At 73.3% G+C, this 23,079-nt stretch carries 20 protein-coding genes; 10 read left to right on the top strand and 10 right to left on the bottom strand.

Features of this window, described 5'->3' with window-relative positions:
- Positions 1–73: 73 nt before the first annotated feature.
- Positions 74–307: a hypothetical protein gene (locus ACMATS_RS35650; protein ID WP_414170335.1), complete on the top strand. Its 234-nt coding sequence runs from the start codon at positions 74–76 to the stop codon at positions 305–307.
- A 4-nt stretch (positions 308–311) separates the two neighbouring features.
- Here the strand turns inward: ACMATS_RS35650 and ACMATS_RS35645 are convergent, their stop codons facing one another.
- Entirely contained in the window at positions 312–1,196 is an 885-nt protein-coding gene (locus tag ACMATS_RS35645; RefSeq protein ID WP_390775238.1) for an ATP-grasp domain-containing protein, read from the bottom strand.
- A gap of 142 nt (positions 1,197–1,338) precedes the next feature.
- Complete coding sequence (locus ACMATS_RS35640) at positions 1,339–2,130, bottom strand: LysR family transcriptional regulator substrate-binding protein (RefSeq protein WP_390775239.1); 792 nt, start codon at positions 2,128–2,130, stop codon at positions 1,339–1,341.
- Positions 2,131–2,188: 58 nt separating this feature from the next.
- On the opposite strand from ACMATS_RS35640, the gene ACMATS_RS35635 reads away from it, so the two are divergent.
- Positions 2,189–2,605 (top strand): DUF5997 family protein, encoded by a 417-nt coding sequence (locus tag ACMATS_RS35635; protein WP_336412049.1) that lies wholly within the window; start codon positions 2,189–2,191, stop codon positions 2,603–2,605.
- 133 nt (positions 2,606–2,738) lie between these two features.
- Positions 2,739–5,018, top strand: coding sequence for a SpoIIE family protein phosphatase (locus tag ACMATS_RS35630; protein WP_414170334.1), 2,280 nt, complete (start codon positions 2,739–2,741; stop codon positions 5,016–5,018).
- On the opposite strand, the gene ACMATS_RS35625 is transcribed toward ACMATS_RS35630, so the two are convergent.
- Entirely contained in the window at positions 5,019–5,885 is an 867-nt protein-coding gene (locus ACMATS_RS35625; RefSeq protein WP_414170333.1) for a LysR family transcriptional regulator, read from the bottom strand.
- A gap of 316 nt (positions 5,886–6,201) precedes the next feature.
- On the opposite strand from ACMATS_RS35625, the gene ACMATS_RS35620 reads away from it, so the two are divergent.
- The 3 genes from ACMATS_RS35620 (at position 6,202) to ACMATS_RS35610 (ending at position 7,959) form a co-directional block, all read left to right on the top strand.
- Positions 6,202–6,612, top strand: a complete 411-nt coding sequence (locus ACMATS_RS35620) for a YbfB/YjiJ family MFS transporter (protein WP_414170332.1) — start codon at positions 6,202–6,204, stop codon at positions 6,610–6,612.
- 79 nt (positions 6,613–6,691) lie between these two features.
- Positions 6,692–7,747, top strand: coding sequence for an NAD(P)H-dependent flavin oxidoreductase (locus ACMATS_RS35615; RefSeq protein ID WP_414170331.1), 1,056 nt, complete (start codon positions 6,692–6,694; stop codon positions 7,745–7,747).
- Positions 7,744–7,959: a carboxymuconolactone decarboxylase family protein gene (locus tag ACMATS_RS35610; RefSeq protein ID WP_414170330.1), complete on the top strand. Its 216-nt coding sequence runs from the start codon at positions 7,744–7,746 to the stop codon at positions 7,957–7,959. The genes ACMATS_RS35615 and ACMATS_RS35610 overlap by 4 nt, the downstream gene beginning before the upstream one ends.
- A gap of 71 nt (positions 7,960–8,030) precedes the next feature.
- On the opposite strand, the gene ACMATS_RS35605 is transcribed toward ACMATS_RS35610, so the two are convergent.
- Positions 8,031–9,500: an alkaline phosphatase family protein gene (locus ACMATS_RS35605; RefSeq protein ID WP_414170329.1), complete on the bottom strand. Its 1,470-nt coding sequence runs from the start codon at positions 9,498–9,500 to the stop codon at positions 8,031–8,033.
- Positions 9,501–9,716: 216 nt separating this feature from the next.
- Between ACMATS_RS35605 and ACMATS_RS35600 the strand changes: the two genes are divergently transcribed.
- Both ACMATS_RS35600 and ACMATS_RS35595 read left to right on the top strand, forming a co-directional pair.
- Positions 9,717–10,625, top strand: coding sequence for a universal stress protein (locus tag ACMATS_RS35600; RefSeq protein ID WP_414170328.1), 909 nt, complete (start codon positions 9,717–9,719; stop codon positions 10,623–10,625).
- 86 nt (positions 10,626–10,711) lie between these two features.
- On the top strand, positions 10,712–11,848 hold the full coding sequence (locus tag ACMATS_RS35595; RefSeq protein WP_391157032.1) for a site-2 protease family protein: 1,137 nt from the start codon (positions 10,712–10,714) through the stop codon (positions 11,846–11,848).
- Positions 11,849–11,899: 51 nt separating this feature from the next.
- Here ACMATS_RS35595 and ACMATS_RS35590 read toward each other — a convergent pair whose 3' ends face one another.
- The 3 genes from ACMATS_RS35590 to ACMATS_RS35580 all read right to left on the bottom strand — a co-directional run bounded on the left by ACMATS_RS35590 (position 11,900) and on the right by ACMATS_RS35580 (position 15,661).
- Positions 11,900–13,012 carry an alpha/beta hydrolase gene (locus ACMATS_RS35590; protein ID WP_391157035.1) on the bottom strand — a complete coding sequence of 371 codons (1,113 nt, stop codon included), beginning with the start codon at positions 13,010–13,012 and terminating at the stop codon, positions 11,900–11,902.
- Between the two features lie 163 nt (positions 13,013–13,175).
- Positions 13,176–14,387, bottom strand: a complete 1,212-nt coding sequence (locus ACMATS_RS35585) for a protoporphyrinogen/coproporphyrinogen oxidase (RefSeq protein WP_414170327.1) — start codon at positions 14,385–14,387, stop codon at positions 13,176–13,178.
- Positions 14,384–15,661: a globin domain-containing protein gene (locus ACMATS_RS35580; protein WP_414170326.1), complete on the bottom strand. Its 1,278-nt coding sequence runs from the start codon at positions 15,659–15,661 to the stop codon at positions 14,384–14,386. The genes ACMATS_RS35585 and ACMATS_RS35580 overlap by 4 nt, the downstream gene beginning before the upstream one ends.
- Before the next feature lie 181 nt (positions 15,662–15,842).
- Here ACMATS_RS35580 and ACMATS_RS35575 point away from each other — a divergent pair, with 181 nt between their 5' ends.
- Together ACMATS_RS35575 and ACMATS_RS35570 are read left to right on the top strand one after the other, a co-directional pair.
- Positions 15,843–16,409 (top strand): GNAT family N-acetyltransferase, encoded by a 567-nt coding sequence (locus ACMATS_RS35575; RefSeq protein ID WP_390776138.1) that lies wholly within the window; start codon positions 15,843–15,845, stop codon positions 16,407–16,409.
- A gap of 110 nt (positions 16,410–16,519) precedes the next feature.
- Positions 16,520–17,860 carry an alkaline phosphatase family protein gene (locus tag ACMATS_RS35570; RefSeq protein WP_414170325.1) on the top strand — a complete coding sequence of 447 codons (1,341 nt, stop codon included), beginning with the start codon at positions 16,520–16,522 and terminating at the stop codon, positions 17,858–17,860.
- A 61-nt stretch (positions 17,861–17,921) separates the two neighbouring features.
- On the opposite strand, the gene ACMATS_RS35565 is transcribed toward ACMATS_RS35570, so the two are convergent.
- From ACMATS_RS35565 to ACMATS_RS35555, 3 genes are all read right to left on the bottom strand, one after another.
- Positions 17,922–20,612 carry a glycosyl hydrolase gene (locus ACMATS_RS35565; RefSeq protein ID WP_414170324.1) on the bottom strand — a complete coding sequence of 897 codons (2,691 nt, stop codon included), beginning with the start codon at positions 20,610–20,612 and terminating at the stop codon, positions 17,922–17,924.
- A 146-nt stretch (positions 20,613–20,758) separates the two neighbouring features.
- Positions 20,759–21,703 carry an ALF repeat-containing protein gene (locus ACMATS_RS35560; RefSeq protein WP_414170323.1) on the bottom strand — a complete coding sequence of 315 codons (945 nt, stop codon included), beginning with the start codon at positions 21,701–21,703 and terminating at the stop codon, positions 20,759–20,761.
- Positions 21,704–21,791: 88 nt separating this feature from the next.
- Complete coding sequence (locus tag ACMATS_RS35555) at positions 21,792–23,024, bottom strand: alpha/beta hydrolase family protein (protein ID WP_414170322.1); 1,233 nt, start codon at positions 23,022–23,024, stop codon at positions 21,792–21,794.
- Positions 23,025–23,079 lie beyond the last annotated feature (55 nt).

The following is a 23,079-nucleotide window of genomic DNA, read 5'->3' as shown; positions in this document are numbered from 1 at the left end:
GAAGGGGCGCGGGGAACTGCGCGACCAGCCACGACGAGCCCGTAGCCGACGCACCGCGCTTCCCGCGGAGCTCTTGGTCACCCCCACCACCGTCCGCGACGGTGCAGCCGGGCTGGAGGTTCTGGTCGTGGCCCACGACGCCGTGATCGTGGCCGTGCGTCATGTCCTCGCCGGGCTCGGCAGCCCGGCGCCCGATGCCGCTCCCGTGGCGAACGCGTCGATATCCCGGTGGGATGGCGACGGCGCGCGTCTGCTGCTCGACGAGTACGGCGCCACCGGGCACGTGGGGGACCTGGCACCGTCATGACCCGTCATGACCTGCGGCGGCTCTCCGTCCGTACGGCCTCGGCGAAGCGCTCCAGGGCCTGCGGGTCGTACCGGAGGAACAGGTTGGGCTCGATGAGCTCCAGTTCCATGACCACCGGGTCGCCGGCCTCGTTCAGCGCGAGGTCCACTCGGGCGTACAGCAGCGGATCCGGTGCGGGAATCGCCGCCAGGGCCCGGAGCGCCGTGCGGATCTCCGTCTCGGTCGGCTTGTAGCGGGTCACGCCGGGGTGGGGTGCCCTGTCGTTGTCGATCACCCCCGGTTCGCTCAGGAGGGGCTGTTTGCGGATCGCATGGCTGAAGGTGCCGGAGAAGAAGGCCAGGGCGCGTTCGCCTTCCGCCACGCGGCGCAGGTACGGCTGGACCATCGCGGCGCGGCCCTGGTCCAGGAGCATGCGGGCGTGGTCCACGGCGTCGGCGGCGCAGTCGGGCTCGTAGCGCGCGGTGTCGCGGGCGCCCAGGGAGACCACGGGTTTGACCACCACGCCCCCGGCCGCGTCGACGTCCGCCTCGCTGCACGGCCGGCCGGGTTCGAGCCATCGTGTCGGGACGACCGGGACTCCGCGTTCGGCGAGGTGGCGCAGGTAGTGCTTGTCGCTGTTCCAGCGCACCACGGGTGCCGGGTTCCGCAGCCGGGTGGCGTGGGCCGTCGCGTCGGCCCACGCCAGGAATTCGCCGAGGCGGTCCACGTAGTCCCAGGTCGAGCGGATGACCGCCAGGTCGAACCGGTCCCAGCGCACGGAGTCCGCGTCCCAGGGCACCGCCTCCGCGACGCAGCCGTCGGCGCGCAGGGCTTCGATGAGCAGGGGGAGGTCCTCGTCGTGCTCGGCACCGACGTCACTCGTCACCAGCGCGATCCTGTCAGCGCCCATGCGACTCTCCTGTCTCAGCAGTCCGGACCGGCGCCCCTGTTACAGAAGACCACGCCGGACACTGCCGGGCGGGATACGGGCGCGGCTTCGCCGTGTCGCGGAGTCGCGGTGCCGCCGGTGCTAGGGAATGTGACGACAGGCCCTAGCCCCGGCGGCGCGGCTTGCCGCGCTTCGCGCTCCCCTTCGTGCCGCCGGAGCCGCTGCGCGAGCCCTTGCCGGCCGGCTTGCCGCCGGACTTGGCCGCGGGCTTGGCGCCGGCGGGCTTGCGCCGTGCGCCGCCGGTGCCCGCGGGCTTGCGCTCCGGTTCCTCGGCGGTGCGGCGGCCCCGGGTGCTGTTGACGGTGCGGCCGCGGACGATCCCGATGAAGTCCTCCACCAGGTCCGTGGTCCGCTCCTCGGGCCACGACAGTACGACGCTCGACTGGGGCACGTCCGTGACCGGCCGGTAGGTGAGGTCCTTGCGGTGGTGCAGGCGGGCGAGCGACTGCGGGACGAGCAGCAGGCCCACCCCGGCGGCCACCAGTTCGATGGCGTCCGCCGTCGTCGCCGGCCGCTCGAAGGCGGGCTTCCCGGGCGGGTGCTCCCAGTCGAGGGTGTCGTCGAGGGGGTGGAAGAGGATCTCGTCGGCCAGGTCCTCGGCGGACACCTCCTCGACCGCCGCGATGACGTGGTCCTTCGGGACCACGACGACCGTCGTCTCGGTGTAGAGCGGGATCGCGCTGAAGTACGTGCGGTCGACCGGCAGGCGCACGAGACCGGCGTCCGCGTCGCCGCGGCGCAGCACGTCGGGCGCCTCGGCGGCGGGCGTCTGGACGAGGTCCATGGGGGTGCCGGGCAGCCGCTCCTGCCAGATCCGCACCCATTTGGCGGGGGTCACGCCCGGGACGTACGCGAGCCGGAACGAGGGAGTTGCTTGTGCTTCCGAGCCTGTCACCTGGCCAGATTACCGGGCGTGGTCGGAAGCGGCGCACGCGATCGATATCCTTGACCCCATGACGTCGCACCAGAACGCCCAGACCATGAAGCCCGCGACCGCGGCCAAGAAGCTGGGTGTGTACCTCGAAGCCACCCCCGCCGAGTTCCGGGAGGGCGTGGTCTCGCGCGGCGAGCTCAACGCGCTGCAGGCCGACCCGCCCGCGTGGCTGCAGGAGCTGCGGCGCAACGGCCCGCACCCGCGCCCGGTGGTCGCGGCCAAGCTGGGCATCTCCATCTCGGGTCTCGCGCGCGGCGGGGTCAGCGAGGCGCTCACCACCGAGCAGATCGAGGCGCTGAAGGCGGAGTCCCCCGAGTGGCTGCAGAAGGAGCGCGCCACCCAGGCGGAGGTGCGCAAGGAAGCGGTGCGCATCAAGGAGAAGCACAAGCAGCAGGATGCGGAGCAGGGCGGGCAGCCGCGGCAGGCGCGTTCCTGACCCCTTCCCGATCCTTTCCGCCTGCCACCGCATCGCGGGTGGCAGGCGTGCCATGCGCGTGACGGATGCCGGAAAAGTGTAGATATGCAGGCATGCCCTGGTACGTACACCGGCACTGTCCGCAGGCACCGGCATGAGCGAGGATCCCGGCCGGCGGCCACGGCGCCGGCTGCCGAGCGCGTGGAGCGTGGCGAACCAGGCGTTCGCCCTCCATGCCGCGGTGGTGCTGTTCCTGGTCGTCGCCGTGGCGGTGGAGTGGGTGTACATCGCGCGGGACGACGCCCTGCACGAAGCCCGCGACCGGTCCCTGTCCGTGGCCGAGGGCTTCGCCAACGGCCCCGGGATCGCCGCGGTGCTGCGCTCGCCCGATCCGACGGCGGTGCTGCAGCCGCGGGCCGAGGCGGCCCGCACGCGGTCGGACGTCGACTTCGTCATCGTGATGAACACCGACGGGATCCGCTACACCTCTCCTGATCCGCAGCTCATCGGCAAGAAGTTCATCGGGACGATCGCCCCCGCCCTGGAGGGACGCTCGTTCACCGAGACGATCGACACGTCGCACGGGCCGAAGGTGCAGGCCGTGGTCCCGGTGACGGATACCGGCAACACCGTCGTCGGCCTGGTCTCCGCCGGTGAGGCGGTCCACGGGCTGAGCGGGCACGTCAGCCGGAGGCTCCCGTTCCTCTTCGGTGCCGCGGCCGTCGCGCTGGCGGTGGCCGTGGGTGGGAACGCACTGATCAGCCGACGGCTGCGGCGCCAGACCCACGGGCTGGGGCCCGCGGAGCTGGCGCGCATGTACGAGCACCTGAAGCTGCTCTACGACGCCAGCACCGCCGTGGGCACCACCCTGGACGTCCGGCGCACCGCGCAGGAGCTGGCGCACGTGGCGGTGCCCGCGTTCGCCGACACCGTCACCGTCGATCTGGCCGAACCGGTCGTCGAGGGCGGCGAGCCGGAGCCGCAGAACGGGGCGCGGCTGCTGCGCGTGGCCAGGGGCGGCATCGACGACGACCGTTCGCCGGCCCCCGAGGGGGAGTCCGTCGCGTTCGCCCCCGCCGCTCCGCAGAGCCGGGCCCTGCGCGACGGGCGGGCCTGTCTGCTGTCGGCGCCGCAGACGGACGGGCCGTTGATCGCGGCTCCGCTCGCCGCACGCGGTGCCATGCTGGGCGTGGTCTCGTTCCTGCGGTCGCGCACGGCGCAGCCCTTCGCCGCCGACGACCTGTCCGCCGCCGGCGAGCTGTGTTCCCGGGCGGCGGTGAGCATCGACAACGCCCGCCGCTACACCCGCGAGCACACCATGGCCGTCACCCTGCAGCGCAGCCTGCTGCCCGGGGTGCTGCCCGAGCACGGCGGCGTCGAGGTCGCCTCCGGCTATCTGCCCGCGCTGGGCGGCGTGGGCGGGGACTGGTTCGACGTCATCCCGCTGCCCGGCCTGCGCGTGGCCCTGGTGGTGGGCGACGTCGTGGGACGCGGACTGCACGCCGCGGCCACGATGGGACGGCTGCGCACGGCCGTGCACAACTTCTCCGCCCTCGACGTGCCGCCGGACGAGCTCCTGGCCCACCTCGACGAGCTGGTGACCCGCATCGACGAGGGCACCCAGACCGCCGGGGGCACACCGGTCACCGGGGCCACCTGCCTGTACGCCGTCTACGACCCGACCATCGGCCGCTGCACCCTGGCCCGCGCCGGGCACCCGCCGCCGGCCGTCCTGCACCCGGACGGCCGCGTCGAGTTCCCCGACGTCCCCGTGGGCCCGCCGCTGGGCGTGGACGGCCTGCCCTTCGAGGCGGCCGAGCTCGACCTGCCCGAGGGCAGCCGGCTGGTGCTCTACACCGACGGACTCGTCAGAGGCGCCGACCACGACCTCTCCGCCGGCATGCGCGCCCTGGGCGACACCCTCGCCTCCCGCGCCGGGCGCACCCCGCAGGAGACCTGCGACGCGGTGCTCCACGCGCTCGCCCCCGAACGGCCCCGCGACGACGTCGCCCTGCTCGTGGCACGCACCCGGCTGCTGGAGCCCGACCGGATCGCAGCCTGGGACGTGCCCGCCGACCCCGCCGCCGTCGCCCGGGTGCGCAACGCCGCCACACGCAGACTGGCCGAATGGGGGCTTGAGGAACTGTCCTTCACCACGGAACTGATCCTCAGCGAACTGATCACCAACGCCGTCCGCTACGCCGCCTCCCCGATCCGGCTGCGCGTGCTGCGCGGCCACAGCCTCGTCTGCGAGGTCTCCGACGCCAGCAGCACCGCCCCGCACCTGCGCTACGCGGCGACCACGGACGAGGGCGGGCGCGGGCTGTTCCTCGTCGCCCAGCTCGCCGACCGCTGGGGCACCCGCTACACCGCCACCGGCAAGATCATCTGGAGCGAGCAGGCGCTTCCGGACACCGGCCCCGGCACCGCCTGATCACCGCGTTCCCGGGGCGCGGCAGGGCCGTTCCGCCATCGCCGCCTCAACGAACGCGCGCAGGAGCGGGTGGCGGCTGCTGGGCGAGTGGACGATGTGGACGGGGATCGGGGGCGCGTCGTCGATCGGCAGGAAGCGGATCCACGCGTGCGGGCTGCGGCGCGCGGCGCTGTCGGGCACGACTCCCACCCCGCGTCCGGCGGCGACGAGTTCGAGCCACTCGTCGAAGTTGCCACAGGCGACCACGCCGCCGGGGGCCTGGTCGGCCGCCCAGTCCGCCGGAGTGGTGGTGCCGCTGACCGTGTTCACCACGAGCGGCCAGTCGCGGAACCCGTCCCAGCCCAGGCGGTCCCGCCCGGCGAGCGGGGAGGAGGTGGAGACGGCGGCGACGCGGCGCTCCTCGAGGAAGGGCACGGATATCGCGTTCCCGCCCGGCGGGACGCCGCGGATCACGGCGACGTCCACCTCGCCCAGGTCGACGGCCGCCGCCGGGTCGTCGTGGCGCACCGGCTCGACGGTGCCGCGGGTGGCGTCCTCGAAGCGGACGACAGCCCGCTGCGTCCAGGGATCGGGCAGCAGCCAGGCGAAGCCGAGCCGGATCGTGCCGCTGTCGCGGATGGCGTTGAGCGTGCTGTCGAGCGCGGGGAGCAGCCGTCCGAGCCGGTCCTGCGCGTGGTGGCCGGCCGGGGTGAGCGCGACGCGGCGCGACGTGCGGCGGACGAGCCGGGTGCCCAGCGCCGCCTCCAGCCGCTGGACGGAGCGGGACAACGAGGGCTGGGTCACACGGAGTTCACTCGCGGCCCGGCTGAAGGAAAGGTGCCGGGCGACGGCCAGAAATGCACGTAAGTGCCCGAGTTCGACATCCATGCGTCCACAGCATAGATGCGCTTGAGAAGGCATTTCCGCCTGGATTGTTCGCATGCTTCACTCAATTCCCGTAGACGCCTTGACCACGGGGGTGTTGGCCACGTGCCGACGGACCGGTCCGACCAGACCGACGGAATGAAAACGGCGCGGCAGCGCAGGCAGGACGGTGCCTCGCAGCCCGCGCGGCGGAAATTACGGGGAACAGAACGCAGAGTCGTCCTGGAGGGCGTCGGCTACATCGTCGCCGCCACCTTCCTCGTGGCCGCCCTGTCCGCCGACGGGTCGCCGTCCTGGCTGGGCACCGGTGCCCGGGTGAGTGGGCCTGGCCGCCTTCCCCTCGTGCGTGCTGTGGACGGCGCCGAGTCTGCGCGTCCCGCGCACCGTGCTGCTCACCGTCGCCCTGCTGGTCCAGGCGGTGGCGGTGGCGCTGCCCTCCGTCCCGGGCGGCACGGGTGCGGCCGTCGTCCCGGCCGTCGGCTTCGGCGGCACGTTCATGGCCATCACCCAGCTCTGGCTCGTCACCGGCACCGCCCTGGGCACGCCGCGCACCGTCGCCCTCCTCACCGCCGGGTACGGACTGGGGCAGGTGGCGGGGCCGCCGGCCGTCCGGCCCGTCCTCTCCCACGGCTACCGCCCGGCCCTGGCCATCAGCGGCGGAGTGCTGCTGGCCGCCGCCGTGTGTGCCGCACCGCTCATGCGCCGCGCGGCGGACCCGGCCCCCGCCTGACCACGACACCTTCCCGACCTCCCGACGTCCCGACGTTCCGACGTTCCGTCACCATCCCTGCGACCCAGGAGACTTCTCCATGCCGTTCCACCTCGACCAGCTGTCCGTTCCACTCGTCCAGGCGCCCCTGGCGGGCGGTGCGTCCACCCCCGAGCTGGTCGCCGCGGTCAACAGCACCGGCGCCCTGGGGTTCCTGGCCGCCGGGTACCGCACGGCGGACGGGATGCGGCAGCAGCTGGTCCGCACCCGCGAGCTGACCTCGCGGCCGTTCGGCGTCAACCTCTTCGTGCCGGGTGCGGTGGATCCCGCGGCGGCCGCGGCGGTCGGCGCCTACCGGGACGAACTGCGGTCCGAGGCCGAGCGGTTCGGCATCACACTGCCCGTCCCGGCGGCCGAGGACGACGACGCGTGGGAGGCGAAGGTCGGGATACTGCTGGACGAGCCCGCGCCCGTGGTCTCGTTCACCTTCGGCCTGCCCTCCCCCGCGGAGGCCGAGGCGCTGCGCCGCGCGGGCAGCCTCCTCCTCGCGACCGTCACCACCGTCGCCGAGGCCGAGGCGGCGCAGGCCGCCGGCATGGACGCGCTGTGCGTCCAGGGTCCGGAGGCGGGCGGGCACCGGGCCACGCACGACATCGCGGCCGAGCCGGAGACCGTGCCGCTGCCGGACCTGCTCGCCGCGGTGCGCGAGCGCATGCGGCTGCCGCTGGTCGCCGCGGGCGGGCTCGGCTCCGGCGAGGACGTCGCCGCCGTGCTCCGCGGCGGCGCCTGCGCCGCGCAGCTGGGCACCCTCTACCTGCGCGCGCACGAGTCCGGGGCCTCGCAGACGCACAAGGACGCCCTCGCCGACGCCCGTTTCGACACCACGGCCGTCACCCGGGCCTTCTCCGGGCGCCCGGCCCGGGGGCTGCGCAACCGCTTCATCGACGCGCACGACGGCGCGGCGCCCAGCGCCTACCCGCACGTCCACCACCTGACCCGCGGCCTGCGCTCGGCCGCCGCCGAAGCCGGTGACGCCGAGCGGCTCCACCTGTGGGCCGGTGCGCGCTACCGCCTGGCCCGGTGCGCGCCGGCCGCCGAGATCACCCGCGCTCTCTGGGAGGAGACCCGTGCCGTCCTGTCCGCCGTAGCGGAGTGACGGCCCGGGCGTACCCGCCCGTCACAGGCTCGCCCCTTCTGTTCGTCCCCGACCCGCTCCGCAACGGCTGCACGCCGGAGGAGCCGGCCGAGGTCGCCCTCCAGTGCGCGGTCTACGCGGGCGCCCCGGCCGGCATCGGCACGATGAAGCTGATCCGCCAGGAGGTCGCCCGTTTCGAGGAGGAGAACGGGGCGTTTTCCGAAGGCAGTTGACGCATGGTCCGGCATGCACGACGGGCCGGTTCCGGGCTGCTGCCCGGGGCCGGCCCGTCCCGTGACCGCCGTCAGGGGGTGTGGGGGCGGCGGCCGGGTTCCTGGTGCGGCACCGTCTGGACCGGCGGCACCGCAGGCGGCGGAAGGGTCGCCGCCTCCTGCTCCTCCAGCGCGAGGAGCGGTGCGGGGTCGGGCAGTTCGGGGAAGGACCGGTCGCAGTCGTGCAGGCGCAGCGCCGACGTCAGGTCCCCCATCGTGCTGCGGCGCCAGGCGCTGATGTTGGGCTCGTGCACACCGAACCGGCGTTCCAGGAACATCAGCAGGGAGGTGTGGTCGAAGACCTCGTTGCACACCCAACCGCCGCGGCTCCACGGCGAGATGACCAGTGCGGGCACCCGGAAGCCCGGCCCCACCGGCCCGGCGGTCCCCTCCGCGCCGGGCGGCAGCGGGGAGACGGTGACCCACTCCCCCGGTGTCCCCTCGGGCGGGACCGGCGGGGGCACGTGGTCGAAGCGGCCGTCGTTCTCGTCGTAGACGATGACGAAGACGGTCTTCGCCCAGACCTCGGGCCGCGAGCCCAGGGCGTCGAGGACGGTGTAGATGTACTCGGCGCCGGCCGCGGGGAAGTTGGGGGGCTCCTCGGACGCCTCGGGGAGGCCGTAGACCGAGGGGAGGTACTGCGCGTCCAGCCAGGTGACCGAGGGCAGTCCGTCCCCGCGGATCATGTCGGCGACATCGGACGGCGTGTAGGGCACCATCGCGTTCTCGTACAGGTCGTCACCGGGCCGGGCGTCCTGGAAGGCCTTGAACCAGCCGAGGTCGGTGTCCGGCGGGTAGGCGGTGCAGTAGCGCCAGCTGATCCCGGCGGCCTGCAGGCGTTCCGGGTAGGTGGTCCACCGGAAGCCCGTGGACGTGTTGTCGACGACCGGTCCGCCGAGCAGCCCGGCGGGGTCGACGGTGCCGCTGATGGCCATCACGCGGTTGGGGTGCGTGGGGCCGAGGACCGAGCAGAAGTAGTGGTCGCAGACGGTGAAGGCGTCCGCGAGCGCGTAGTGGAACGGCAGGTCGTCACGGGTGTAATAGCCCATGGTGAACGGGCCCTTGACCGGGCCGTCGGCGGCGCGGTGGGTCGGCACCCAGTTGTCCATCCGGCCGTGGTTCCAGGACCGGTGCTGGGACGGCCAGGAGTGGCTGGTGCCGTAGGCCTTCACGGCGCTGGTGGTCTTCGTGTCGTCGTGGAACGGCAGCAGGTATCCGTCGGGGTTCTGCGGGTCAGGCTGGTGGAACACCGAGCGGCCGGTGGACAGGGTGACGGCGTCCGGGTCGTCGAAGCCGCGCACGCCCTGAAGCGTGCCGAAGTAGTGGTCGAACGACCGGTTCTCCTGCATCAGGAAGACGACGTGCTCGATCTCGTGGAGCGAGCGCAGCGGCCGCGCGGGCGCCGCGAGGGCCTTGCGCAGGGAGCCGGGCAGCAGCGACACGCCTGCTGCGGCTCCCAGAAGTCTGCGCCGGGTGATGCCGTCGGCCGGGTCCGCGTCCATGCCGCACTCCTCGCGCCCTGTTCGCGATGGTTCACGACGGTTCACGGCAGGAGAGTTCCGTCCTGCCTGGCCTGCGGCCGCAACCACCATGGGCCGTGCCGGAACCCCGGTCAAGAGTGCCGGCGGCGCGGTCCGGATCCGGCCTGAGTGGTGCCCGGCTGCGGGCGGCGGCAGCCTGGGAGGCAGGGGGACGCGAGGATCCTCCGGGAGGCGGCGATGGCAGGAGCGCACGGCGGACGAGGCCGGCGAGGCGGCCCGGTCGTGGCCGGTGTCGCCCCGGACACCGCACGGCGGGCGGCCCCGGCCTGGGCCGTCGACGAGGCGGCCCGCCGCCGCGTGCCGCTGCTGCTCGTCCACGCCCAGGGGACCCCCACCGGCGGCTACCGGAAGACGGACGTGCGGCCGTCGTGGGAACAGTGGAACCAGGCGCTGCACGAGGCCGGGGACCGGGTGCTCGGGGAGGCGGTGGCCTTCGCCGAGACGCGGCGTCCCGAGGCGGAGGTGTCCGGGCTGCTCGCGGAGGGCGACCCCGCCTGGGTGCTGCGCGAGCAGGCGCGGGACGCGTCCGCCGTCGTGCTGGGCTCCTCGCACCTGAGCCGGGTGCAGGAGGTGTTCTCCTCCGCCTCCGTCGCCCTGCCCGTCATCGCGCACAGCCCCTGCCCCGTGATCGTCGTCCCGGAGCGGGAGCACACCGCCGCGGACCCGCCGTACTTCGTGGTGGGCGTGGACGGCAGCCCGCAGTCCGCGGCGGCCGTCGCCTTCGCCTTCGAGGAGGCCGCACTGCACGGGGCCGCACTGCGGGCCGTGTACGCCTGGTGGCGCCCCGAGGAGCCCGGGATCCGGGACGAGCAGGCCGCGGAGCAGGAGGGCCGGGCCGTTCTCGCGGCGGCGACGGCGGAACCGGCCGCGGCCCGGCCGGGCGTGGAGCTGGAGCACGCCGTCGTCCGCGGGCATCCGGTCGAGGTGCTGGCCGAGGCGTCGGAAAAGGCGCTGGGGCTGGTGGTGGGGACGCGGGGGCACGGGGGTTTCACCGGGATGCTGCTGGGTTCGGTGAGCCAGGGCGTCCTGCGTCACGCGCGGTGTCCGGTCATCGCGGTCCCGCACGCGGGTGCGCGCTCCGGCTGAGGGCCCGGGGCCCCTGCCTCCCCTGTGCGGGGCGGGGGCGCGGGCGGATGATGGAAGCCGGAGGTCAGGGCGAGGGGGCCAGGCACATGGGCGGTTCCGTACCACTGGGCAAGCTCCTCGGCATACCGCTGCGGATCCACTGGAGCGCGCCCGTGCTGATCCTCTTCCTCGGCCTCGGGCTGGCCGGCGGGACCCTGCCGGCGTGGGTGCCGGGGCGTTCCGCCGCCGTCTACAACACGGCCGGGCTGGCGGGCGCGGTCCTGCTCACGGTGAGCCTGCTGCTGCACGAGGCGGCGCACGCGGTGACCGCGCGCCGGGCGGGGATCCGGGTCGAGGACATCACGGTCTGGGGGCTGGGCGGGGTCACCCGTCTGGGCCAGGCCGCGACCCCGCGCGTCCAGTTCCTGGTGGCGGCGGCCGGGCCGGTGACCAGTCTGGTGCTGGGCGGGCTGGCCCTGGCGGGCGGCTACGGGGCCGGGCACGTCCTGCACTGGACGCTGGTGTCGGCCGTGCTGGTCTGGGCGGGCGGGGCGAATCTGCTGCTGGGGCTGTTCAACCTGGTTCCGGCCGCCCCGCTGGACGGTGGCCGGATCCTGCTGTCGGCCGTCTGGTGGCGCGGCGGGGACCGGCCGCGGGCGCAGCGCGTGGCCGGCCGGAGCGGTCAGGTGGCCGGCTTCCTGATGGTCGCCGCGGGCTGGATCGCGCTCACCCGGGGCCTGGGCTCGGGGCTGTGGCTGATGCTCGTGGGCGGCTTCGTCGCCGTGTCGGCCACGGCCGAGATGCGCCAGGCCATGATCCTCGCGGCCCTGGAGGGGGTGCGGGTCGGCGACGCCATGACGGGGCCCCCGGTCACGGGACCCGACTGGCGCACCGTGGAGGACTTCCTCGCGACGGTCATGACGAGGACGCAGCGCCCGGCCGTTCCCGTGGTCGACTTCGACGGGCGCCCGAGCGGTGTCGTCGAGCGGAACCGGCTCCTGCTGGTCCCCGTCTCGCGGCGGCCGGAACTGCGCGTCCGCGACCTGGCCGTTCCGCTGGCGCAGTGCACGGTGGCCACCCCGCAGGAGGAGCTCGTGGAGGTGCTGGGCCGGGTGGTCCCGGCCGCGCACCTGGTGATCCTCGTCCTGGAGGACGGGCGCCTGGTCGGGACCGTCACCAGTGACGACGTGATGCGGATGGCCCGCCGCCGGCTGCCGGACCCGGGCGGTGGCCTGCGGATCTGACAGCCGGCGGATCCGACGGCCGGCGGCGGGCGCCGGAACGGACCGGCCAGGTCAGGAGGAGGGCGTCGGCCCTTCCAGCTGCTCACTGATCCACTGGATGGGGGCCTCCATGTTGGACAGGTAGGTGGCGCCGTTGTGGGTGCCGCCCGGTATCTCCCAGAGCTTGGTGTGGACCGGGCCCTTGCCGTAGGTGCTCATGAAGTCCTTGACGCCCTTGATCATCGTCTTGTTCTCCTTCGTGCCGTACTGGAAGGCGATGTAGACGTCCGGACCCTTGGTGGCGGCCAGCTGCTTGGCCAGCACCTCGGGGTTGTTCTCCTGCTTCTCCTTCTCGTGGCCCTTCCACAGCGGGGAGTCGGGCACGATGTCCGGACCGTTGGCGACGGCGGCCTTGAACTTGTCCGGGTGCTTGAGCACGGACTTCAGGCTCGCGAAGCCGCCGGTGGAGGAGCCCATGTAGCCCCAGCCCGCACGGTCCTTGATCGTGCGGAAGTTGGCCTTCATCAGGTCGGGGACGTCCTCGGTCAGCCAGGTGCCCATCTTCGGCTGGTTGGGGATGTCACTGGCGTCCCAGTAGATGCCCTTGTCGTCCGGACCGGGGTTGAGGATCGGCATGGCCAGCAGGAACGGCTTGCTCTTGCCCTCCTCGTACCACTTGGAGATGCTCTTCTCGAGCGAGAGCTTGTCCTTGCCGAACTCGCCCAGCGCCCAGTAGTTGCTGTCGTTGCCGGGTCCGCCGGGCAGGGCGACGAGGACGGGGAAGCCGCTCTCCGCGAACTTCGGGTCCTTGTACTCCTTGGGCGCCCAGACCCACACCTTGCCCTTGAACCCGGACTTCGGGCCGTCCAGGGTGACGACGCTGACCTGGGAGCCGTCGCTCAGGGTCTTCGCGTTCTTGAACTCGGCCTTGGGGCCCGTGGGCATCAGCGTCTTGGAGTCGACGGGCTTGGCGTTCCCGCCCTTGCCGTCGTTCGCACCGCCGGCCTGGTCGTAGCTGACGGGGTCGCCCTTGTCGGAGAAGGGCGGGATCTGGTAGTGGCTCATCACCGGCCAGGCGATCAGCCCGAGCGTGGCCACGGACGCCGCCCCGATGATCCAGCCTCGGGCGCGCGACGCGCGGCGCCGTCCGGTGGACTCGTACATCCCGGCGGGTGGGTTCGTCATGTTGCTGCTCCGGCTGGTACTGCCCCAAAGGGACAAGAAGGTCAGTTCCGTCCTGTCGGACGGAGAGCCAGGGCCAAGGGTTGCATGATCACGTCGTTCGGCAGGTCTTTGATACGAAACCATCACAAACGCGCCCGGCAGAAACGGCTGGGGCCCGTGTTGTTCAGTTTTCCGGTCCCGCGATCCTCTCCGCCGCACTCCGCCCGCTCGCCACGCAGTCGGCGACGCCGACCCCGTCGTAGGCCGCCCCGCAGATCTCCAGGCCCGGCAGGCCGCCGAGCGCCCCGCGGATCCGGGCGACCCGGGCGCGATGGCCGACGGGGTAGCGCGGCAGGCCGCCGATCCAGCGGGTGACCTGCGCGGCCACCGGGCGGGCGGCAAGCCCCGTCGCCGCCCGCAGGTCGTGCAGGGAGGCGCCGACGAGGTCGTCGTCGTCCAGGTACAGGCTCTCCTCCTGCCCGTACCGGCCGAGGGAGGTGCGCAGGACGAAGAGGTCCGGGGCGCGCCCGGCGACCCAGCCCCACTTCGCGGTCATGAAGGCGGCGGCCTTGATGGACGCCGTGCCGGGCGCCCTTCCCGGGCGGCCGGCCGCGGGCGGGACGAGGAAGCCGGACCAGTCGCCGAACGCGGCCAGCCCGGCCACCTCGCGGCGCCGGAACGCCATCGTCACCACGGCCGTCGACACGTACCCGATCTCGCACAGCTCGGCCGCCGCGGCCGGGGCCGCGGCGGCGACCAGGGTGGACGCCGTCCAGGCGGGCGCCGCAATGACGACGCCGTCGCAGCCGAGGGTCCGGGCGGCGGTGCGCACCTCCCAGCCGTCGGCGGTGCGGGTCAGCGCGAGCGCGGGGGTGCGCAGGAAGACCTGGCCGCCCGCGGCGCGGACGGCGCCGGCGACCGCGTCCGCGAGGGCTCCCGCCCCGCCGTCGAGGCCCATGACGGCGGGACCGGCGGACGGCGGCGCGGCGCCGGGCTGCCGGCGCCGGGCGGTGCGGAGGGTACCGGCCGGGGACAGGGTGTCCGCCAGGGCGGCCGGGTCGCCGGGCGTGCCCGTCCCGTGTCCCCGGGGCAGCGGGCGCAGGGCGTCGCCGGACCACAGGGCGACCGGGGTGACGGCCGGGAACCGCAGCCGGTCGCCCAGTCCGACGGCCCGTGCCAGGTCGACCGCCTCCGGGCGCTGGGCGGGCAGCCCCTCCGTGCCGAAGTCGACCGGGACGCCCGCGATGTCGCCCGTGTGCAGCTTGCCGCCCAGCCGGGCGGTGGATTCGAGCACGGTGACGCGCCGGCCCGTGGCGCCGAGGCGGTGGGCGGCCGCGAGGCCCGCCACGCCGCCGCCGATGACGATGACGTGGCCCGCGGCGGCGGGGCCGCTCATATGTCTGCTCCTTCGAGGGCCTCCGCGCGGCGACCGGTGAGGGCCGGCATGCCGGGCAGGGGGTCGTGCCGGATGTGCTCGGCGGGCAGCCCCAGTGCGGCGAGCCGGGTCGCGACGGCACCGACGGCGGCGGGCGGGCCACTGACGAAGGCGAGGTGCCGGGTCCAGTCGCCGTGCCGGGCCACGGCCTCCGCCAGCGTCTGCTCCCCGGTGGCCACGTGGATCACGCGCAGCCAGGGCAGCCGCTGCGCCAGGGCGGCCACCGCCGCGGCGTCGTACCGCTCGACGGCGTGGCGGGCGCCCAGGAAGAGGTGCACCATGCGGAAGCCGCTCCGGTGGGCGGCCAGTTCCTCCAGCAGGGCCTTGGCCGGGGCCCAGCCGGTGTCGTCGGCCACCAGCAGCACATCGCGCGTCGGTGCGGCATCCAGCGTCGCCGTCCCGCTCGCGGGCCCCAGCCGCAGGGTGTCCCCGACACCGGTCCGCGCCACCAGGGCCTCGCTGACCCCGCCGGGGCCGGCCTGCCGCACATGGAACTCCAGCTCGCCGTCCTTCCGGGGCGCGCAGGCGATCGAGTACTGCCGCCAGGCCTGCGGCAGCAGCGGCGAGGCCACGGCCGCGAACTGGCCCGCCCGGTACGAGTACGGCTCGTGGGGGCTGACGCGCAGCACGGCCAGGCCGGGGCCGCGCAGCTCGTGGCGGGTCACGGTGGCGTGCCAGGAGGGGGGTTCGCGGAGGGCTTCTTCGGCTCCCCGGTTCATGGCCGCCACGGCGAAGCGCAGCATGCGCAGCCAGGCCTCCTCCATGGCGTCGTTCCACTGCGCTCCGGCCGTGCCTCGCAGCGCCTCGCACAGGGCGGCTTCGAAGGCCTGGTAGTGGGCGGGCCGTACGCCGAGTTTGCGGTGGTCGCGGCCGAGGCGGGTGAACTGCGCCGCCACTTCGTCCGGTCGGTGCAGACGGTCGATCAGGTAGCGGAAGATCTGCACGAGATGCCGCTTCTGGAAGTCCATCGACTCGGGGAAGAGGGAGCGCAGATAGGGCCAGTGCCCGAACAGTGCGTCGTAGAGTCGCGCGATCAAGTCGTCGAGCGAGGCGACGAGTTCGAGGGACTGGACGATCACCCGCTGGTCGGCCGCGCCGTCGTAGGTCGGCTCCAGCTCGCGGGCGGTCCGCGCGGCCGGGGACCGGTCGGGGGCCAGCATCTGCCGGCGCAGCCGCATTGCATCGTGCCGGGCGAGCAGGGCGTGGTACTCGGGGGTGACGGTGTCGCGTGGCACGGGGAGACTCCTGTCAGGGAGGTGGGTCCTGCCGTCCGTTCCGTGGACGGCGCGCGCCAGTATGACATCGGGCATATGTGCCCAAGCGGCCCTATTCTCCAGGGCCTTTCGGCCCTATCGCGGGCCCGGACCGGCCCCCGCCCCTGACGGAGGGCGAGCCGCCTGGGACGATCGCGAGGTGATGCGCGACGTGATGCTGGAGACGCCCCGCCTCGTCCTGCGCCGCTTCCGCCCCGAGGACGCGGCGCCGCTCGCCGCGTACCGGTCCGATCCGCTGGTCGCCCGCTACCAGAGCTGGACGGCGCCTGTGCCGTACGACGCGGCGCTCCGGGCGGTGCAGGGGTTCGCCGAGGGGTCCCCGGACCGGCCGGGCTGGTTCCAGTACGCGGTCGAACTCGCCGCGGAGGGCTGCCTGGTGGGGGACGTCGGCGTCTGCCTGCACGAGAACCTGATGCAGGCGGAGATCGGTTTCACCCTCGCCACGGAGCGGCAGGGGCACGGCTATGCGACCGAGGCGGTGCGTGCGGTGCTGGCCGACCTGTTCGAGCGGCGGGGCCTGCACCGGGTCTCCGCCGAGTGCGACGCGCGCAACGCCCGCTCGGCGAGGCTGCTGCAGCGGCTGGGCTTCGCCCGGGAGGGGGTACGCCGCCGGGCCACCTGGATCAAGGGCGAGTGGACGGACGACATGCTGTTCGGCCTGCTGGCCCCGGACCGGCGGGCGGCAGAGGGCACGGACCGCGGCGTGTGATTCCCCGGCATGGCCGACACCGCCGCCGGGCGCGGCGTGGCACCTTGCCCTACGGTGGGACGGGAGGCCGCCCCGCATTCCCGTCCGCCCGCGCCTGCCGGAGGCGACAGATGCCGTCGAAGTCGAACGCGAACCTTCTGGGTCAGATCGATCACTTCGTGGTCCTCATGCTGGAGAACCGGTCCTTCGACCACATGCTGGGGTTCCTCTATACGGACCAGGGCAACCGCTCCCCGTCCGGCCAGCCCTTCGAGGGCCTGACGGGCACGGAGACCAACCCGGACGGAAACGGCAGCAAGGTCTCCGTCTTCCGGATCGACACCACGAAACCGGGTGCGTACTTCATGCCGGGCGCCAACCCCGGCGAGGGCTACCGGCCCACCAACAACCAGCTGTTCGGCACCCAGACCCCCGCCACGCCGGCCCCCGTCCCCACCAACGACGGCTTCGTCGCCGACTTCGCCGCGACCATCCAGCAGCGCATCCAGCAGAAGCAGCCCGTCTACGCGGGCACCACCCCGGACGACATCATGGGCTGCTTCACCCCGGAGGGGCTGCCGGTGCTGTCCGGCCTGGCCCGCGGCTTCGCGGTGTGCGACCACTGGTACAGCTCGGTGCCCACGGAGACGCTGCCCAACCGGGCCTTCGCCTGCGCCGGCACCAGCCAGGGCCACATGGACGACCACACGCACACCTTCACCAGCCCCAGCATCTTCGGCCTGCTGGATGCCCACAAGGTCGACTGGGCGATCTACGGCTACCACGCCCAGCCGCTCACCCGGGGCAACTTCCCCGACCTGGCGAACGCCGACGCGCACCACTTCGGCCAGTTCATGGACTTCAAGAACGCCGCCGCCAACGGCACGCTGCCCGGGTTCACCTTCCTGGAGCCGGCCTGGGCCTCCACCGGGAACAGTCAACACCCCAACTACGACGTGGCGTTGGGCGAGCAGCTCATCCACGACGTCTACCAGGCGCTGCGCAGCGGCCCGGGGTGGGCCAAGACCCTGCTGGTGGTCACCTACGACGAGCACGGCGGCTGCTACGACCACGTGCCCCCGCCCGCCGGTGCGACGCCGCCCGACGACGCGGTGGGCGAGTTCGGTTTCGACTTCACCCGGTTCGGGGTGCGCGTGCCGACGGTGCTGGTGTCCCCGCTCATCGCGCCCGGCACGGTCTTCCGGGTGCCCGACGGCAGCGTGCCGCTGGACCACACCTCGCTGCTGAAGACGGTCCAGCAGCGCTGGAACCTGCCGCCGCTGACCGCCCGCGACAAGGCGGCCCCCGGCTTCGGGGATGTCCTGACGCTCGGTCAGCCGCGGGACGACGACCCGCTCGCCGGTGTCATCGTCCCCACGTCGGTCGGCCTCAACCCGGCCGCGGGCGAGGTCTCCCACCTCGACGAGGTGCACGAGGACCTCGTCGCGCGGAACCTCATCCCGCCCGTCTGAGTTCGGGCGGAAGGGGCCGGCGCACGTGCCGCCGGCCCCGTGACGTCAGGCCGTCCATCCGTCAGTCCCGGCGCCCCTCCAGGCTCCGTACGTCGAACGACCAGATGCCCCGCCCGTGCGTGGCCGCGTAGAGCCGCCCGTCCGGGCCGAGCCGCACCTGCAGCGCGGCCGTGGTCGGCAGCGCGCGGCCCAGCACCTCCCACTGTCCGGAATCGGGCGCGCGGTGGAAGACGGCCAGGTCGGTGCCGAGGGCCAGCCCGCCGTCGGGCAGCAGCCGGACCGAGTCGGCCGGGACGTCCGGCAGGTTCGCCGAGATGTCGGTCCAGTCGGCGCCGCCGTTCCGCGACTCGAAGACGTGGCCGACGCCGGCGCCGGGGCCCTCGGTCCAGGCGCGGGAGAACCCGTTGACGGCCAGGAACACGTGCTGAGGGTCGGCGGGGTCGGTCTCGAACGCAGAGAGGTAGCGGTTCGGGACCGTGCCGTTCACCGGCAGGGCGAGCTGGTGCCAGCCGGTGCCGTCGGCGTTGCCGACCGCGATGCCGCGGGTGAAGCCCTGGTTGTTGCACGGGCCGCACCAGGCGACGTAGACCCGGCCGCCCGAGGCCGCGACGGCGGTGGCCACGTGGCCGTCGCCCAGGTCGAAGACGTTCTTCCACTCCGTGCCGCTGCGGATCGCGAAGCCCTTGTTCTGCACCCACACGTGCCGCCCGCCCGCGATCCAGGTGCCGGTGTTCTTGGCGTCGGCGGCGATCGGCGCGATGAAGCGGGCCCCGGCGCCGCCGAGGTCCTTGTCCGGCGGCGCCACTTCGTACTCGGTCGCCTTGGCGGGGTCGGTGCTCCAGGCACCGTTGTTCACGCCGCAGTCCTGGGTGACCCACATGTCGAGGTACACGTATTCCTGGGCGATGTTGCAGCCGTTCGCGGGGTCGGTGATGGTGTCGGCGCCGTCGCCGCCGAAGTTGGAGCCCATGACCCTGTCGCGGCCGCGCAGCATCGACTGGCCGTTGTCCTGCAGGCCGCCGGTGACCGAGACGCCGCCGTAGGTGCGGTCCCTGCCGATGCCGACCGAGTAGTACTGGAGGGTGTCGATGGTGCCGTCGGCCAGGGACTGCCAGTCCTTGGCGTGGCCGCCGGAGTCGACGGCGCCGTTGAGCGGGCGGCGGTAGATGCCGCCGTCGTTGCCCACGTACACCCAGGTCCTGCCGTGGTACCGGCCGACGGCGACGGCGTGCTGGTCGGAGTGGGTGGTCGGGAAGCAGTCGCCGGTGCGCTTGGCGGGGGCGACGCTCCAGCAGGGGAAGGTGAAGTTCCAGTACGGGCCGGGGGTGATCCAGCTCGTACCGCCGTTCTTCGTCTCGTAGACCTCTTCCAGACCGAGGTAGACGTGGTCGGGGTCGGCCGGGTCGACCTGGAGGAACTGGTTGTACCAGGACTGGATGCCGGGCATGTAGCCGGCGGTCTGCAGGGCCGAGCCGGAGGCCTTGAGCTTCGGGTAGTCGGCGATCTGCGTCCACGGCCCGGTGGGCGAGCCGGACTTGGAGACGTAGACGCCCTTCAGGCCGCTGTCCGGGTTGCTGTTCATCTGCGCCGGGGACTGGTCGACGGCGTAGAGGCGGGAGCCGTCGGCGGCGGCCGCGAAGGTCACGTTGCCGACGTCGGCGCTTCCGGAGGGCAGGTCGCCGAGGGAGGAGAGCCGCTGCCAGGTCCCGTTCTGCTTGCTGTAGAGGCCGTTGTAGGTGTCGCCGCCGCGCCAGCCGACCGCGAGGACGACCTTGGCCGGGTCCTTGGGGTCGACCGCGATGTCGTTGGCGATGTTCTTGTAGGGGGCGGCGGGGTCGGAGGCGAGTGAACCGCCCGGCAGATACGCGGGGTTGGGGGCGAACTCCAGGGTCCACGGCCCGGAGAGGTCCTTGGTGGAGTGCGACCACACTCCGCGGCTGGTGGCCGCCCACACGCTGTCGCCGGCGAAGCGCAGGGCGTGGATGACGGTGCTCTCCAGCTCCGGTCCGCCGACCCTGTCACCGGGCCGGAAGGTGCCGTGCCGGGGATCGGCGAGGACGTAGACGCCGGTGCCGACGAAGGAGGTTGCCCCGGTGTTGGATTCACCGGTGGCGTACCAGAGCCGCCCGGAGTGGTCGAGGCCGAGCGTGCCCGTGGAGAGGGAGGGCAGGCTGTCGGCGATGGGCTGCCAGTGGCCGCCGCCCGTGCGGGAGCGGAAGACACCGCCGTTGGCGCCGCCCGCATAGACGTAACCCTGGTCGTCGGCGGCGATGCCGGTGATCCGGCCGGTGACGTAGCCGGCGCCGCCGCTGGAGTTGGAGTTGATGTCGCGGTAGCGGGGATCGTCGGAGTCGTAGGGGCGCCGGGTGACGTGCGACCAGTCGCCGTCGCTGTGGGGCATGGACTGCAACTGCCGCCAGGCGGCTCCGTAGGCGCCGGGCGCCACCACACCGGGGGCGGTGCGCGCCTCGGTGAACTGGGCGGAGGCCTCGGCCGAGTTCTCGGCCTCGTCGGAACCGCCGTCCTTCCCGGGGGAGTCGGCCCCCGGGGTCAGTGCGGTCATCCTGTTGCCGGAGCGGACGAGGTGGCTGTGCTGCCGCCCGACGTCGGCCTGGTGACGTGCGTGCCAGGGCCTTGGCCTGTGTTGGGGGTCGGTTGCTGCGTGGGACTGCGTACCGATCAGCGCGAACGCGGCGCTGAGGACCACGCAGGCCGCGTATCTCCGTCGATGGCGATGCCGATGAGGCGTCATGCCTCTCCCTCCCTGCGGCGGCCGCCGGATGCGGCCCGGCCGAGGAGGGAGATTCTGGCGTGGCCACGTCAGTCAGGGAAGGCTCCCGCAGGATCGGGCTCGGGGCCGGGCCGCCGGTGTCCAGCGGCCCGGCCCCGCCCGGGTGTTCAGCCCTGCTCGGCCGCGCGGCGGCGGCGCGCGAGGACGACCATGCCGGCACCCGCGGCAACGGCGGCGGCCCCGCCGCCGAGGGCCCACGGGACGGAGGCGTCCGCGCCGGTGCTCGCCATCTCGCCGCCCTTGGCGGAGGCGGTGGCCGGGGCGTCCTTGGCGTCCTTGGCGTCCTTGACGGAGGCGGCCTTCACGGAGGACTTCCCGCCGTCCTGGGCCGGCTTGGTACCGTCACGGTCGGCGTCCTTCTTGTGCCCGTCCCCGGTGGAGGGCTTCTCGGCGTCCTTCTTGTCCTCGGCAGGCTTCTTCTTGGCGGCCTCCTCGGCCGCCTCGTCCTTCTTGCGGGCCTCGTACTGGCCCGTCTCCAGGAAGTGCTTGACGTCCTCGTAAGTGCCGCGCAGCGCCTTCTCCGCGGCTTCCTTCACCGCCGGGCCGCCGACGCTGTGGATCTGGGTGGCCCGGATCTCGTCATCGGTCTGCTGCGCCGCGTACTGGCCCTTTTCCAGGAACTCCTTGATGGCGTCGGCGCCACCGTCGAGGGCCTTGCTGCCGGCCTCCTTCACGCAACGGCCGCCCTTGTCCATGATCTTCAGGACCCGGACCCGGTCGTCCTCCAGACGCGCCTTGTACTGGCCGACTTCGAGGAAGTGGCGCCGGTCCTCCGCGGTGCCGTTGAGCGCCTTGTTCGCCTCCCTCTCAAGGCCTCGGCCGGCCTTGCCGTCGAGCATCCGCAGGATCGCGAACCTGTTGTCCTCGTCCTGCTTCGCCGCCGACTTCGAGGCCTCGTCGCCCTTGGTCTCCGATTTGGTCTCCGACGCCTTGTCGGGAGCCGAGTTGGCGGGCGGCTGTGCGCCGTCGGCAGCGGACGCCGGGGAAGCGAACAGAACGGCCGGCGCTATCGCAGCGGCGGCAACGGCGGCCGAAAGACGGGTCAGCTTCACGCAGTACACCTACTTGTCCGGATAATGATCTTGTAAGTACCAAGCAACAGCTTATGTCACTTTTGGGAATCTCTTGACCAAAGCCTCGCTACCCCCGAAGGTGCCGGGCGAAGAACGAGCGGACGGCATTGCGCACCGCGGGTACGGACACAGCCGGGTCGACCGCACCGACCAGGTCACGGCGGGCTTCCGCGGTCATGAGTCCCGCGGCCTGCAACTGGGGCGCCATGGCGGCATAGTCGGCGAATACCCAGTGCGCGGCACCGTCGAGCTGCGCCCGCCGAGCCCGTCCTCCCGAGCGGGCGAGGACGGCCGACCAGGAGCGCTCCAACTCCCCCCGGTGCTCGAAGCCTTCGGTTCCCAGCAGGAGCAACGGGCGGTCCGCACCGTGCCGGGCGACTGGGAACAGCTCCCCCGGCTCACCGGAGCGCTGCGGCGCCTGGTCCAGGTAGCCCTCCAGGTTCACGGCCGCACCGATGCGCCGGTCCTCGTACATCGCCTCCGCCGCGGCCGTGCCGCCTGCTGAGTGGCCGTAGACGCCCACGCGCCGGAGGTCCAGCGCGCGGCCGAGGTCTGCGGGCAGGGCGTGCCCCAGCGCGTCCGGGTTCCGCCCTGCCGCCAGGGCCTCCAATCGGTCCAGGACGAACCGGAGGTCCGCGATGCGGGTGCCGATCGCGGTGCGGAAGAGCTGCGGGTCCGTACGGGGGTCCCCGCGGAGCACGGTCTCGCGGATGCCCCTGGGCAACTCGACCTCACTGGCGTCGCCGGGGTGGTCGACGGTCACCACGACATGCCCGTGGCTCGCCAGTTCCTCGGCGACCGTGGTGCCCAGGGTGCGCGGATCGCCGCCGCCGGGGCTGTACAGCAGTACCGGCCTGCGGACGGGCTGCGCGGGCGCGTCCCGGTGGGCATGGGTCGTGGTGGCCGCCCAGTTCACGCCCGTCGGCGGCAAGTGGTGCACGAGGACGTCGATCTGCCGGAACCGCTCCGCGGCGCCCGCGGTCATCTGCCGTGCGACCGGGCGGCCGGCGACGGTGCGGGCCGGGTAGAACACCGTGGCCATCACTTCCCGGACGGGGACCGACTCGTCCCACGGATCGCGTCGCGAGCGGTCGACGAGGTACAGCGTGGTGACCCCGATCCGGTGCGGGCCCGTCGGCGCGGGCAGTCGCAGGGTGATGCCGTCCGCGGTGCGGGCCTGCGCGATGCCGCCTCCCCCGCCGCCCGCGAGCAGCAACGCGGCTGCCGCCACGGCCGACTTGGCGGCCGTCCGCCGGTCGATGCCGGTACCAGTGCCGCCGCCTGATTCTCCGTACACCATGAGCCTTCTCCCTTGTGCCGGTCCGTCGGTGTGATCTGCATCCTGGTCCGGGCCG

This window comes from Streptoverticillium reticulum, from assembly GCF_047456005.1.
Taxonomy (GTDB): Bacteria; Actinomycetota; Actinomycetes; order Streptomycetales; family Streptomycetaceae; genus Streptomyces; species Streptomyces reticulum.
The sequence above is the reverse complement of the archived record's forward strand: the minus strand, read 5'-3'. Positions and strand labels throughout refer to the sequence as shown.

Bases quoted from the DNA above. Each gene is read 5' to 3' on its own strand.
- ACMATS_RS35565 (WP_414170324.1), bottom strand. From the start codon at position 20,612: ATGACGCCTCATCGGCATCGCCATCGACGGAGATACGCGGCCTGCGTG.
- ACMATS_RS35555 (WP_414170322.1), bottom strand. From the start codon at position 23,024: ATGGTGTACGGAGAATCAGGCGGCGGCACTGGTACCGGCATCGACCGG.
- ACMATS_RS35590 (WP_391157035.1), bottom strand. From the start codon at position 13,012: ATGACGAACCCACCCGCCGGGATGTACGAGTCCACCGGACGGCGCCGC.
- ACMATS_RS35635 (WP_336412049.1), top strand. From the start codon at position 2,189: ATGACGTCGCACCAGAACGCCCAGACCATGAAGCCCGCGACCGCGGCC.
- ACMATS_RS35645 (WP_390775238.1), bottom strand. From the start codon at position 1,196: ATGGGCGCTGACAGGATCGCGCTGGTGACGAGTGACGTCGGTGCCGAG.
- ACMATS_RS35615 (WP_414170331.1), top strand. From the start codon at position 6,692: ATGCCGTTCCACCTCGACCAGCTGTCCGTTCCACTCGTCCAGGCGCCC.
- ACMATS_RS35600 (WP_414170328.1), top strand. From the start codon at position 9,717: ATGGCAGGAGCGCACGGCGGACGAGGCCGGCGAGGCGGCCCGGTCGTG.
- ACMATS_RS35575 (WP_390776138.1), top strand. From the start codon at position 15,843: ATGCGCGACGTGATGCTGGAGACGCCCCGCCTCGTCCTGCGCCGCTTC.
- ACMATS_RS35585 (WP_414170327.1), bottom strand. From the start codon at position 14,387: ATGAGCGGCCCCGCCGCCGCGGGCCACGTCATCGTCATCGGCGGCGGC.
- ACMATS_RS35630 (WP_414170334.1), top strand. From the start codon at position 2,739: ATGAGCGAGGATCCCGGCCGGCGGCCACGGCGCCGGCTGCCGAGCGCG.
- ACMATS_RS35595 (WP_391157032.1), top strand. From the start codon at position 10,712: ATGGGCGGTTCCGTACCACTGGGCAAGCTCCTCGGCATACCGCTGCGG.
- ACMATS_RS35570 (WP_414170325.1), top strand. From the start codon at position 16,520: ATGCCGTCGAAGTCGAACGCGAACCTTCTGGGTCAGATCGATCACTTC.
- ACMATS_RS35625 (WP_414170333.1), bottom strand. From the start codon at position 5,885: ATGGATGTCGAACTCGGGCACTTACGTGCATTTCTGGCCGTCGCCCGG.
- ACMATS_RS35605 (WP_414170329.1), bottom strand. From the start codon at position 9,500: ATGGACGCGGACCCGGCCGACGGCATCACCCGGCGCAGACTTCTGGGA.